The organism is Sorangium sp. So ce693 (assembly GCF_051521375.1).
Lineage (GTDB): Bacteria > Myxococcota_A > Polyangia > Polyangiales > Polyangiaceae > Sorangium > Sorangium atrum.
Genome location: NZ_CP150347.1, coordinates 5,614,815 through 5,627,283, shown reverse-complemented (window position 1 = coordinate 5,627,283; position 12,469 = coordinate 5,614,815). Strand labels below are relative to the sequence as shown.

The window sequence follows — 12,469 nt, the reverse complement described above, 5'->3', positions numbered from 1 at the left end:
TCCCGCAGCGGTATCAGGGCCCGCTGGAGCCACCGCTGCCGCCGCCGGAGCCGCCGCTGCCCGCGCTGCCGCCGCCGGAGCCACCGTCGCCTGCGCCGTCAGAGCCACCGTTGCCGGCGCTGTCGCCGCCGGAGGCGCCGCTGCCCGCACTGCCAGAGCCGCCGCTGCCCGCACTGCCAGAGCCCCCGCTGCCCGCACTGCCAGAGCCCCCGCTGCCGATGCCTGCGCCGCCGCCGTTCGGGGCGGCGACGAACGCGCAGGCCTCGAGCGCCTCCGCCTGCGCGGTGATCACCACGCAGGGGCTGATCGCGGGGTCGATCCCCTCGGCGAGCGGCGCCGCGGAGCACTCCGCCATGGACGCGACCTTGGCGCTGGCGCAGGCGCGCGCCTCGCCGACGGCGGCGACGCAGGCATCGACCTGGGCGGTCGTCGGCTCTGCCGCGGCCTGGCCGCCGCCGGCGCCGCTCTCGATGCCGTGCAGGCACTGGTCCCAGTAGAACTCGACGCAGGTGTTCACCCGCTCTTCGGCGTCCCCAGAGCCGATCCACTCCGGGCACATGGCAGCCGCCTCGCACCGGGCACGCTCGATGCGCCGGCAAGCGTCGACGCCCACAGCGTCGTTGCCGCAGCTCGGCGCTGTGATGACGGTCACGGCGCCGAGGCCGAGCAACGCGGCCGCGGCCCAGGGCGCGGAGCTCCGCCTCGCGGCGGAGAGGACGGCGAGCGCAGACGAACCCACCCGGCGGAGCTACCACGCGGCCGCCGGAGGCGTCGAGTTTTCAGGCACACCAGCTGCCCACCCCACCTCGGGGGCGCGAACGGCGACCGGACAGGGCCCGGTCCGATCTATGCTCCAAGGGCCGCGATCACCCCATGGATCCGCCGAGCCTCGCGCAGCTCCGACCCGACACGCCTTTCCATGGGCGGTACCGCGTCGTGCGCCCCATCAAGACGGGCGGAATGGGGGCGGTGTACGAGGTCGTGGACGAGGTCACGGACCGCCGCCGAGCGCTCAAGGTGATGCTCCCCGGCTCCATCCAGGACCCGGCCCAGCGCGCCCGGTTCGCCCAGGAAGCCAAGATCACGGGCGCGATCGAGAGCGATCACATCGTCCACATCTCCGATGCCGGCATCGACGCCGACTCGGGGATGCCCTTCCTCGTCATGGATCTGCTCCAGGGCGAGGAGCTCGCGAGCCTGTCCGCGCGCCGCGGCCCGCTGCCGCCGGCCGAGGTGGTCCTCTACCTGGGCCAGGTCGCGCGCGCGCTCGACAAGATGCACGCGGCCGCCATCATCCACCGGGATCTCAAGCCGGCGAACCTCTTTCTGACGAGGCGGGACGACGGCTCCCCTTGCGTGAAGGTCCTGGATTTCGGGCTGGCGAAGGTCGTGGCGCACCGCAGCGTGGCGGACCGCACGGCGATGGTCGGGACGCCCCTCTACATGGCGCCCGAGCAGATCCGCGGCGACGTCGCCGTCGGGCCGAAGACCGACATCCATGCGCTCGCGCACGTCGCCTTCGCCCTGCTCGTGGGCAGCCCGTACTGGCTGACCGAGGCCAACGTCCTGCCGTCGGTCTACGCGCTCCTCCAGCGGATGGTGGCGGGGCTGCCCGAGCCGCCGAGCGTCCGCGCCGCGCGGCGCCGCAGCAGCATCCGGCTGCCGCCCGCCTTCGACGCGTGGTTCCAGCAGGCGACCGCGATCGACCCGAAGGACCGCTTCGAGCGCGCGACGGCGGCCGTCACGCTGATGGCGGAGGCGCTCGGCGCGCCCGCCCCGTCGACCCCGCCCCCCGCGCCCGATCGGCCCACGAACCCGCCGCCGTCGTCCCGCCGCGGGGTCGAGAGCCGCGGGGGCGAGACGGACGACCGGCGCGCCGGCGACGACCGGCGCGCCAGCTCGCCGTCGGACCCGGGGCCCAAGCCTCCGGAGCCTGGGCCCAAGGCCGGCGAGTCACGCCACCGCGACGAGGACCTCGCCGCGGTCGTCCACGAGGAGCGGCTCCGGGCTTTCCTGAAGAAAGAGGTGCAGCGCGCCAAGGAGCAGCGGACGAGGAGGCTCTCGCTGCTGCTGCTCAGCGTGGAGGGGCTCCAGGGCGTCGAGGAGACGCAGGGCCGCGCGGGGGTCGATCGCATCCTCGGCGACCTCGCGCGCATCGTCAGGATCTATGTGCCGGAAGGCGGGCTGCTGGGGCGCTACCGCCGCGACACCCTCGCGATCGTCTGCCCAGGGATCGGCCGGACCCGGTCGTCCGCGTTCGCGAAGGTGCTCGGCGAGAAGGTGCGCCAGCACCGCTTCCGGCGCGCAGCCACGACGCCCTTCCGGATGACCCTCCGCATCGGCGTCGCGCACCTCGAGGAGGGGGACGCGACGGGGCACGAGCTGCTCGAGCGCGCGGCGCGGGGGCTGCCCGAGCGGGGGGAGTGAGCCGAACCAGGGATGGGGCCGATGGCCGCGATCTCCGCTGGCGTCGTCGCACGGCTGCGCGGTCGCGCCGTAGCGACCTCGATTTCTTGAACGTTCCCCGTGAAGGGGCGATCCTCGCGGCCATGGCGTCTGCCATGATCCTCGCGGCGGGGCTCGGGACCCGGCTCCGCCCGCTCACGGACGAGATGCCGAAGCCGCTCCTGTGGCTCGGCGATCGGCCGCTCATCGCGCACATCGCCGAGCGGCTCGTCGCGGGCGGCGTCGTTCGCGTCGCGGTGAACAAGTCCCACCTCGCGGAGCGATTCTCGCGCGATCTGCTCGCGGCGTTCCCGGCGCCCGTCGAGGTCCTGCACGAGCCGGAGCCCCTCGGCACCGCCGGGGGCCTCGCGAACGCGGCGGGCGCGCTCGGCGAGGGTGACGTGGTCCTCTGGAACGGCGACATCCTGATCGATCTCGACGTGGCGGCGCTCTCGGCGGCGCACGCGGCGCACGGCCGGCACGGCGCGGGGGCGACGCTCGCGGTCGCGCCGCGGCCGGTCGGGGAGGGGACGATCGGCGTCGGCGCGCGGGGCGAGGTGGTGCGGCTCCGCGGCGAGCGCTTCGGCGACGAGGTCGCGGGCGGCGATTTCGTGGGCGTGCACGTGACCGGCGGGGCGCTCCGGCGAAGGCTGCCGCCGCGCGGGTGCATGGTGGGGGACGTGTACCTGCCGTGGCTGCGCGAGGGGCGCTCGCTCGCGACGTTCGCGGCGCCCGCCGTGTGGCACGACATCGGAACGCTGGCCGCGTACCTGGCGGCGAGCGCGCACTGGCTCTCGCAGCGCGGCCTGGGGAGCTACGTCGGCCCGGGGGCGTCCGTCGCCGAGGGCGTGGACGTGGCGGGCAGCGTGGTCGGCGCGGGGGCGCGGGTCGAGGGGGCCGGCGCGCTGCGCGGGTGCGTGGTCTGGCCGGGCGCGCAGGTGGTCCTCGGCGCCGGCGCCCCGCTCGAGCGCGCGGTGGTCACGGCGAAGGGGACGGTCGCGCGCGCGGCGGCGTGACCGCCGCGCGCGGCTCACTTCCCGAGGTCGGCGAGCGCGGCCTTCGCGGCGTTGTGCCCCGCCGCGCCGATGACCGACCCGGCCGGGTGCGTCCCCGCGCTGCACGAGTAGAGCCCGGCCAGCCCGAACCGGTAGGGCACGCGATCGGCGAAGCCGAAGCTGTTGTCGATGTGGTGGATGTGCCCCTTCGTGATCCCGAAGTGCCGCTCGATGTCCGGCGGCGCCAGCGTGAACGTCTCCAGCACGAGGTCGCTCATCCCGGGCGCGAAGCGATCGCAGATCGAGAGGAGGTGCTTCACGTAGCGCGGCGCGGCCTGGTCCCACGTCTCGCCGCCCGCGAGCGCGTAGGGCACCCACTGCACGAAGAGCGCCGCGTTGTGGTGGCCCTCCGCGTCGCGCAGGCTCGGGTCGATCGGGGTGTGGAAGTACCACTCGATCGCGGGGAACTCCGGGAGGCGCCCGCTCATCGCGTCGCGGTGGGCCTGCCGCAGCGTGTCCATCACGACGTCCTCGTCCGGCAGGAGGTGGATGGTCGGCCCGAACTGCCCGCGGTCCTCCGGCAGGCACGTGAACGTGGGCAGGCCGGTCAGCGCCATGTTGACCTTGAGCGTCGAGCCGTCCTTCGCGAGGGCGTCGAGCCGCCCCGAGAGCGAGGCCCCGATCGCCGCCTCGCCGGCGAGCGCGCGGGTGCGGTACGGATCGGCGTTCGAGACGACCACCTTCGCGGCGATGCGCGCGCCGTCCTCGAGGAGCACGCCGGAGACGGCGCCCCCGGACGACTCGATCCGCGCGACGCGGGCGCCGGTGACGATCGTCGCGCCCTCGGCCCTCGCCTTCTCGGCGAAGAGGCGGGAGATCGTGCCCATCCCGCCCTCGACGATCATCCAGGTCCCGTCGGCGCCGGGGAGGCGGCACATGTTGTGGATGAGGAAGTTCATGCCGGTGCCGGGCGATTCGAAGCCGCCCGCGAGCCCCGAGAAGGCGTCGGTCACGGCGTACATCGCCTGGAGGAGGTCGCTCTTCCAGCCGAACCGCGCGAGGTAGTCGGAGATCGTGCCCCGGCAGAGCGCCACGAACGTCTGCCGGAGGGCGGGCCGCACGTAGCGCTCCGCCGTCTCCTCGATGGAGAGCGGCTCCTCGAGCCACGTCGGGGCGATGTCGTCCCGGAGCGCGGCGAGCTCGGCCTGGAGCGCGCTGTTCGCGTCCCAGTCCGCCTGGGAGAAGAACTCCAGGAACTGCCGCTTCATCGCGGCCTGATCCGAGCCGAACAGCAGGTAGCGCCGGTCCGTGGTCGGGAGGAAATAGTGCGGATCGCGCCGCCGCAGGGGGAGGGTGACGCCGACCTCGCGGAGCAGCTCGGGGGGGGCGAGCCCGAGCAGGTAGGCGCCGCTCGATACGCCGAGGCCCGGCGCGTTCCGGAAGGGGTGCTCGGTCTTCACCGCGCCGCCGACCGCGTCCTTCTCCTCGAGCACCACCACGTCGAGCCCGCGGCGGGCGAGGAGGACCGCGGCGACGAGACCGTTGTGGCCGGCGCCGACGATGACCACATCGGCGCGGGCCGGAGCTTCACTGCGTTTCACTGGGCACCTCCAAGCGCTGTGCGCGTCCTCTGCCGCGGCCGGCGCGCCGGCGCTTGGGCCGTGGCGCACGAGGTGTTGCACGGATGGTGCGGCGAGGAGAGCCCTTTTCGCGCGCGGTAGCCGGAGGGATGCGCAGCGCCCGCCCCGAGGCCGCCCGCACGGCGACCCTTTCCAGCCTGTCCTCTCCACGGCGCTGGCGCGCGCGTCGCGCCGGCCGGCGCCGTCCTGCGCTGGTCGGGCTCACCCGCCGGCGGTCGTCGTGGGCGCCGTGGGCGCGCGCCACGCGGCGGCGACCTCCTCGGCGACGGCGCGCACGGTCAGGGGCGCCGAGCCCTCGGCCTTGTTGTTCACGAGCGTGAAGCTCTCGATGCGCAGCGCCGCGGCCTCGCACAGGATCCGCGCGACCTCCGCGCGCATCTCGGGATCCGGCTCGACCACCCGGTTGAACGGGTGGAACCGGCGCTTCTCCGCCTCGTAGCGGCGGCCAGGCTTGAGCGAGAGCCGGACGACCGCGAACGGGGCGTTCGAGACGGGCACAACCTCCGCCTGGGCCCCCGGAGACGGCATGTTGCGCCAGTAGCTGTAGGCGTGGGCGACGCCGCGGGCGCCGAGGATCTCCCGGTACTCGCCGGTGAAATACGCGCGCTCCCTGAGCTCGACCGCGCAGGAGAGCTCGCGCGGCAGCGCGCCGAGGAACGCGTCGAGCCGCTCGAAGAACGCGCGAGGCGGGAGCCGGTGGGGCGGGCCGACCGGGGGCAGCTCGAGCAGCACCGGCCCCGCGTGCGCCCGGAAGACCGTGAGCAGCGGCGCGGCGACGCGCGAGAGGAAGAGCGGCACCGAGAGGAAATCCGGGTTCGGCTCGAGGCGAGCGGGGCCCGCGCTGCGCCCCTCGTCCTCGCCCGGCGGGGTCTGCGATCGCTCCATCGTCTGGGACACGACCGCATGCAGCGCCTTCGACACGCAGCGGAAGCCGTCCGGCAGCTGCGCTCCGTAACGGCGGAAGTCGCTGTCGGGGACGGGGGCGTAGAAGCTGCGGTCGATCCCGACCGTCGTGAGCAGCGGGTGCCGGGCGTACTCGGCGAGGCCGTCGCGCGCGAGCTCCTCCGTGCTCTGCCGCGCGGCGTAGACGAGGCCCTGCCAGCCGGGGAAGCTCCACGAGCTCGTGCCGAGGTGGAGCCCCGGCGGCAGCCGCGCCGCCAGGCGGGCGGCGTCGTCGTAGACCGCCGCCATCGCGTCGCGCTCGCGCGCCGCCTCGACAGCGGCGGGCTCCGGCGCTGGACCGAACAGCGAGAGCTGCGACGGGTCGGCGCCACGGCGCCCAGGGGAGCGGCTCACCCGGTCGAGTCTACTGCTTCCGGCGCGCTCCGCGACAATCGGCCACGCGGGCGGGGAGGGCCGCTGCGCTGGCCAGCGCGGCAGGGGGGCGGGCGGCGCGCCGGGCGCCGAGCGGCAGCGCCGGCCTGCGCCGGTGGCGCACGCGCTTCCAAGGGGAGCATCCGGGCGGTGTGGGGTACAAACACGTGGCGTGCTGCGCCGCTTCGCCCTCGTCCTGCGCGTCCTGGTCTCGACGGCCGGGAAGGACGCCTTCGCGCGCGCCATGCCGCTGTACATGGGCATGGGCCTCGTCGCGGCGGTCGTGTTCGGCGGCAACGGGATGCACCCCTCGCAGCTCACGGGCCTCGCGGGCGAGTCGCCCCTGTTCCGGGTCGCGCTGTGGGGAGCGTGGTTGCTCGTCGGGACGCCGGCGGCGCGCGCGCTGCTCCGGGCGCCGGCGACGTTCTTTCTCCGCGCGCTGCCGGTCCCGCGCCGCGAGCTGCTCTCGGCTCATGCGCTGCTCCTCGCCGTCGCCGAGCTCCCGTGGGCGGCGCTCTGGGCGGTCGGCGCCGGCGCGCTCGCCGGCTGCGCCGCTTGCGCCGCGGCGCTGGCGGCGCGCTGCATGCTCCTGGCCCGGCCGCGCGGGGCGCGCGAGCTCTCGGCGCTCGCGCTGCTCGCGGGCGCCATCGCGCTCGGGGCCCCGGCGTCGGTCCTGCTTGCCTGCGCCGCGCCCGCGCTCGCCGTCGGGCTGCGCGCGGCCGTCGTCCGCGCGCCGGAGGTCGCTGCCGGCCGCGAGCGCTCGATGATCCCATCGGCGGCGCCCGCGCTCGTCGCGCTCTCGTTCGCCTACCTGGCGGCGCTCCTCCGCGGCCACCGCGCGGTGCTCGTGCGGGGCCTCGCGCTCGCCGCGATCGGCGCGCTCGCCGCGGCGGCCTGGGCCCGGAACAGCGGGCGGCTCGGGGGCGAGCCGCTCGCGGCGGCGTCGCTCGTCGCGCTCGCGCCGGTCGCGCTCTGCGCGGGCGCTGGCCTCTCCGGTCCGGTCCTGCGCGAGGAGCGGCGGCTCGCGTGGCTCCTCGACGCGTGCGGCGCGGCGGCCGGGCTCCGCGCGGGCGCCGTCGCCGCGGCGGTGGCCGCGCCGCTCGCGGCGCTCGCGCTTGGACATGGCGCGGTGGTCGGCGCGCTCACCGGCGCGGCGCCGTCGCTGGCGCTGCGCCTGGTCGGCGGCGCGGGGCTCGCGGGGCTGCTCCTCGCCGCGATCGCGCTCGGCTGCGTCCGGTGGTCCGTTCGGCAAGACGGCCGCGACAGCAGCCGGGTGCTGCTCTCGGTGCTCGCCGCGATCGCGGCCTCGATCGCGGCCGCGTGGACGCTGGGCGAGCTCGCGCTCGCGGCCTTCGCCCCGGCGGCCGCGCTGCTCGCGGGGCCCGTCGGGGCGCGCTGGATCTCGCCGCGCCGCGGGCGCGGTGCGGCGGCAGGAGAGGGGAGGGCGCTGTGACGCTGGAGGCGACGGGGATCCACAAGCGGCTCTCGGGCAGGGACGTGCTCTCGGGCGTCGACCTCCGCTGCGGACCTTCGGAGGTGGCGGTCGTGATGGGCGAGAACGGCGCCGGCAAATCGACCTTGCTGCGGGTCGTCGTCGGGTTGCTGGAGCCCGATCGCGGCGCCGTGACGCTCTCGGGGGAGGCGGTCCACGGCGCCGCGGCCTCGGCGCGGCGCTGGCTCGGCTACGCGCCCGACGCGACCGAGGCGCTGCCCGATCTCCAGGTCGCGGAGCTCTGCGCCCTCGTGCGCGCCCTCAAGCAGGCGCCGCCGCTCGACGGCGCGTGGCGCGCGTGGATCGAGCGGCTCGGCGCGGCCGCCTTCTACCGGCAGCGGCTCTCCGGGCTGTCGTTCGGTCAGCGCAAGCGCGCGCTCCTGCTCGCTGCGCTGGTGGGCGATCCTTGGCTGCTCGTGATCGACGAGCCGACCAACGGGCTGGACGTCGAGGGGGCGCGCACGGTGCTGGAGCTCATCGAGCAGCGCCGCGCGGAGGGGAAGGCGACGCTCCTCACGACGAACGACGCGGCCTTCGCGGCGGCGATCGGGGGGCACGTGCGCCGGCTGAACGGAGGGCGGCTCAGCGAGGAGTAGGGGGCGGGCGCCTCGGTCTGCGGGGCGACGCGCCCCCGGACGCGGCCTACGGGCTGGGCTGCCCCTCGCCGCGGTCCGAAGGGCGCGGCAGCAGCCGCAGCACCCGCGTCTCGCGCTGCTCGCGCCCTTCGAGGTCGAGCGGCGTGGGGACGAGGTACCGCGCGAGCTCCTCGATCGCCTCGGAGGGGCAATAGGCGCGGCCGGGATCGGCGACGATCACCGCGGTGGCGCCCGCGGCCTTCTGGCGCAGCCACGGGAGCACGCGGTCGACCATCGCGCGCTCGTAGCAGACGTCGCCCGCCACGATCACGTCCCACGCCGCCGTCGCGGCGCTCGCCGTGAGATCCTCGGTGATCACGTCGACGGTGACGCCGTTCAGGGCCGCGTTCAGCCGGAGCGCCGCCGCGGCGAACGGATCGATGTCGGCGGCGCTCACGCGCCCCGCACCGGCGAGCACCGCGGCGATCGCGACGATGCCGCCGCCGGAGGCGAGGTCGAGGACGCGCTTGCCCGACACCGTCGCGGGATGATCGAGGAGGTACCGCGCGAGCGCCTGCCCGCCCGCCCACGCGAACGCCCAGTACGGCGGCGGCACGCCCGCGCGCGCGAGCGCCGCCTCGGTCGCGTGCCAGAGCGGCGTGACCTCGGTCGCCAGGTGGAGCCTGACCTCGGGGACGAACGGCGGACAGGCGACGGCCGTCTCGCGCGCGACGAACGCCGCGGCGCGCTCGGCGGCGGAGGCGGCCTCCGCGTCGGCGTCGAGCTGCGGCGCGGGCGCGAGCTCCCCCGTCACGGCGGCGCTACCGCTTCGCGACGCGCGCTTCCGCGGCGCGCAGCGTCGTCGCGAGCAGCGAGGCGATCGTCATGGGGCCGACGCCGCCGGGCACCGGCGTGATCCAGGCGGCCCGCTCCCTGGCGGCGTCGAAATCGACGTCGCCCACCAGCTTGCCCGCGTCGTCGCGGTTCATGCCGACGTCGATCACCGTGGCCCCTTCCTTGATCCAGTCGCCGCCGATGAGCTTCGCCTTGCCCGCCGCGGCCACGAGGACGTCGGCCTCGCGGCAGAGCGCCTTCAGATCGCGCGTGCGCTTGTGGGCGATCGCGACCGTCGCGTGCCGCGCGAGCAGCAGCTGCGCCATCGGCCTGCCGACGAGGTTGCTCCGCCCGACCACCACCGCGCGGGCGCCGCCGAGCTCGACGCCCGCCTCCGCGAGCAGGCGCATGCAGCCGACCGGCGTGCACGGCGCGATGGCGCCCGGGCGGCCCATCGCGAGCAGACCCGCGTTCATCGGGTGGAGGCCGTCGACGTCCTTCGCGGGGTCGATGGCGTCGAGCACGGCGTGCGCGCGGATGTGCGCCGGCAGCGGCAGCTGGACGAGGATCCCGTCGACGGTGTCGTCCGCGTCGAGCTCCGCGACGCACGCGAGCAGCTCGGCCTCGGTCGTCGCGGCAGGGAGCGCGCGGAGCCGGCCTCGAATGCCGACCTCGTTCGACATCCTCTCCTTGCTCCGCGTGTGGGTCACGCTGGCCGGGTCCTCACCGACGAGCACCACCTCGAGGCCGGGGGGCCGACCGTGGGCGGCCGCGAAGCGCGCCACCCCCTCCCGCACCTCGTCGCGGACCTTCTGCGCGATCGCCTTGCCGTCCAGGATCTTCGCCGCCATGGCCGCGGAGCTTAGTCCACCCGCGGCCGTCGCGGGGGCGCTGCCCGCAGCGGCCTGTGGCGCGATCGTGAGGACGGCCGGCTCACCGCCTCACGTCACGCCATCTTCCGGTTGACCCGTACGTCCAGCGTCTCTAGCCATGATCTGTGGACGCCCTGCACACCGATCTGTACCAGCTGACCATGGCGGCGGGCTATTTCCACCGCGGCATGGCCTCGCGCGTCGCGACGTGCGAGCTCTTCGTGCGGCGGCTTCCCCGGCACCGGCGCTTCCTCGTCGCGATGGGCCTCGCGCGGGTCGTGCGATACCTCGAGGAGCTCCGCTTCACCGAAGAGCAGATCGCCTACCTGAGCGCGCTGCCCGCCCTCGCGGACGCGATGACGCCGGCGTTCTGCAGCTACCTGCGGGACTTCCGCTTCCACGGCGACGTCTGGGCCATCCCCGAGGGCACCGCGTTCTTCGCGAACGAGCCGGTCCTGCGCGTCACGGCGCCGCTCATCGAGGCGCAGCTCATCGAGACGTTCGCGCTGTCCGCCATCAACCACGCCACCGCGATCGCGTCGAAGGCCGCGCGGATCGTCCTGGCCGCCGGCGACGCGGGGGTCATCGAGTTCGGCACCCGGAGGGCCCACCCGGAGGCGGCGATCGACGCCGCGCGCGCCGCGTACGCGGTCGGCTGCGTCGGCACCTCCAACGTCGAGGCCGGGATGCGCTTCGGCATCCCGGTGCTCGGGACGGCCGCGCACATGTGGACCATGGCCCACCCGACGGAGCAGGCCGCGTTCGAGGCCTACGTCGCCGTCTTCCCGAGCGCGGCGATCCTGCTCATCGACACCTACGACACGCTCGTCGGCGCGGCGCGCGCCGCGGCGATCGCGCGCGACAAGCTGAAGGGGGTCCGGCTCGACTCCGGCGACCTCGGCGCGCTCAGCGTGGCCGTGCGCAGGATCCTCGACGACGCAGGCTGCACGTCGGCGAAGATCGTCGCCTCGGGCGATCTGAACGAGCACCGCATCGCCGAGCTCCGTCGCGCCGGGGCGCCCATCGACCTCTACGGCGTCGGGACGGATCTCGTGACGTCGATCGACGCCCCGGCGCTGGGCGGCGTCTACAAGCTCGTGGAGATCGGCGATGTCGAGCGGGGCGCCGGCGGAGAGCGCACGCCCATCGCGAAGTTCTCGGAAGGGAAGGCGACCCTGCCCGGCGCGCACCAGGTGCACCGCTTCCGCGATCGATCGGGGAAGCTGGCCCGCGACGTGATCGCGCTCGACGGCGAGCCGATGAGCCCCGACGCAGAGCCGCTGCTCGCGCCCGTGATGGCGCGCGGCGCCCGGGTCGCGCCGCGCGAGGGGCTCGACGCCGTCCGGCTGCGCGCGCGCGCGGAGCTCGCCGGGCTCCCGGAGGCGCTCCTCTCCATCGACGACGAGCCCGAGCCGGGTGCGCCCTTCGCGGCCGAGGTGTCGCCGCGGCTCGGCGCGCTCGTGGAGGCGGTGCGCGCCCGCGTCATCTCCGGCGGAGGAAAGCGGTAGCGAGCGAGTCCCTGACGTGCGCGGCCGCGAGGCCGCGCGCTCCCACGACAGGAGAAGAGGACATGGTGAGCGGCAAGGTGACCCGGCAATCTTCGCCCCCGAGGGTGTTCGTCGACGTCGACGTCCAGCGGGACTTTTGCGAGGAGACGGGCGCGCTGTACGTGAAGGGCTCCCCGAACGCGCTGTTCCGGAGGCTCACCGAGCACGCCGTCGCGCGCGGGATCCCCATCGTCGGCTCGGTCGACTCGCACGCGTGGGACGCGTGGGAGTTCGCGTCGAACGACACGCCGGCCCCCGAGGGCAGTAAGCCGGGCTTCCCTGACCACTGCGTGAAGGGGACGCCGGGCTGGCTGAAGGTCGATGGGACGCTGCCGCCGCGCTTCCGCTTCCTCCCGAACGTGGAGCGCGCGCCCATCGACGCGGCGGTTCGCGAGCTGGCCGCGCGCGCGACCCACGCCGTCTACTTCGAGAAGGAGGTCTACAGCCTCTTCGCGAACCCGCTCGCCGAGGGGTTCTTGCGCGAGCTCGCCGCGGCGCTCGGCGGTGCGCCGGAGCTCGTCGTCTACGGCGTGGCGACCGACTACTGCGTCCGCGCCGCCGCCCTCGGCCTCGCCCAGCGCGGCTACCGCACGGCGCTCCTGACCGACGCCGTCGCCGGCATCACCGAGGCCGGGGTCGCCGCCGCGCTCGCCGAGATGCAGGCCGCCGGCGTCACGCTCACGACGTCGTCGGCGCTGCTCTCCTAGGTAGGCGCCGGCGGATCGCGCGGCGAGACCGGCGCGTGGCGCGGCCGG

General features: G+C 75.4%; 11 protein-coding genes. 6 read left to right on the top strand and 5 right to left on the bottom strand.

The genetic code is table 11. The features are described from left to right. Positions 1–13: 13 nt before the first annotated feature. Positions 14–739 (bottom strand): hypothetical protein, encoded by a 726-nt coding sequence (locus tag WMF14_RS21020; protein ID WP_437803329.1) that lies wholly within the window; start codon positions 737–739, stop codon positions 14–16. Positions 740–873: 134 nt separating this feature from the next. Here WMF14_RS21020 and WMF14_RS21015 point away from each other — a divergent pair, with 134 nt between their 5' ends. Next, positions 874–2,427: a protein kinase domain-containing protein gene (locus WMF14_RS21015; protein WP_437803328.1), complete on the top strand. Its 1,554-nt coding sequence runs from the start codon at positions 874–876 to the stop codon at positions 2,425–2,427. Positions 2,428–2,549: 122 nt separating this feature from the next. After that, positions 2,550–3,461, top strand: a complete 912-nt coding sequence (locus WMF14_RS21010) for a sugar phosphate nucleotidyltransferase (RefSeq protein ID WP_437803327.1) — start codon at positions 2,550–2,552, stop codon at positions 3,459–3,461. A 14-nt stretch (positions 3,462–3,475) separates the two neighbouring features. Here WMF14_RS21010 and WMF14_RS21005 read toward each other — a convergent pair whose 3' ends face one another. Continuing rightward, on the bottom strand, positions 3,476–5,041 hold the full coding sequence (locus WMF14_RS21005) for a phytoene desaturase family protein (RefSeq protein ID WP_437803326.1): 1,566 nt from the start codon (positions 5,039–5,041) through the stop codon (positions 3,476–3,478). 240 nt (positions 5,042–5,281) lie between these two features. Further along, positions 5,282–6,376: a DUF72 domain-containing protein gene (locus tag WMF14_RS21000; protein WP_437803325.1), complete on the bottom strand. Its 1,095-nt coding sequence runs from the start codon at positions 6,374–6,376 to the stop codon at positions 5,282–5,284. Positions 6,377–6,566: 190 nt separating this feature from the next. Here WMF14_RS21000 and WMF14_RS20995 point away from each other — a divergent pair, with 190 nt between their 5' ends. After that, positions 6,567–7,847 (top strand): hypothetical protein, encoded by a 1,281-nt coding sequence (locus WMF14_RS20995; protein ID WP_437803324.1) that lies wholly within the window; start codon positions 6,567–6,569, stop codon positions 7,845–7,847. Further along, positions 7,844–8,482, top strand: coding sequence for an ATP-binding cassette domain-containing protein (locus tag WMF14_RS20990; protein WP_437803323.1), 639 nt, complete (start codon positions 7,844–7,846; stop codon positions 8,480–8,482). The genes WMF14_RS20995 and WMF14_RS20990 overlap by 4 nt, the downstream gene beginning before the upstream one ends. 46 nt (positions 8,483–8,528) lie before the next feature. On the opposite strand, the gene WMF14_RS20985 is transcribed toward WMF14_RS20990, so the two are convergent. Then, positions 8,529–9,275, bottom strand: coding sequence for a class I SAM-dependent methyltransferase (locus WMF14_RS20985; RefSeq protein WP_437803322.1), 747 nt, complete (start codon positions 9,273–9,275; stop codon positions 8,529–8,531). 7 nt (positions 9,276–9,282) lie between these two features. Then, positions 9,283–10,146: a bifunctional methylenetetrahydrofolate dehydrogenase/methenyltetrahydrofolate cyclohydrolase FolD gene (folD, locus tag WMF14_RS20980; RefSeq protein WP_437803321.1), complete on the bottom strand. Its 864-nt coding sequence runs from the start codon at positions 10,144–10,146 to the stop codon at positions 9,283–9,285. Between the two features lie 146 nt (positions 10,147–10,292). Between folD and WMF14_RS20975 the strand changes: the two genes are divergently transcribed. Both WMF14_RS20975 and WMF14_RS20970 read left to right on the top strand, forming a co-directional pair. Continuing rightward, positions 10,293–11,675, top strand: a complete 1,383-nt coding sequence (locus WMF14_RS20975) for a nicotinate phosphoribosyltransferase (RefSeq protein WP_437803320.1) — start codon at positions 10,293–10,295, stop codon at positions 11,673–11,675. Between the two features lie 62 nt (positions 11,676–11,737). Beyond that, positions 11,738–12,421 (top strand): cysteine hydrolase family protein, encoded by a 684-nt coding sequence (locus WMF14_RS20970; RefSeq protein WP_437803319.1) that lies wholly within the window; start codon positions 11,738–11,740, stop codon positions 12,419–12,421. The last annotated feature ends 48 nt before the right edge of the window (positions 12,422–12,469 follow it).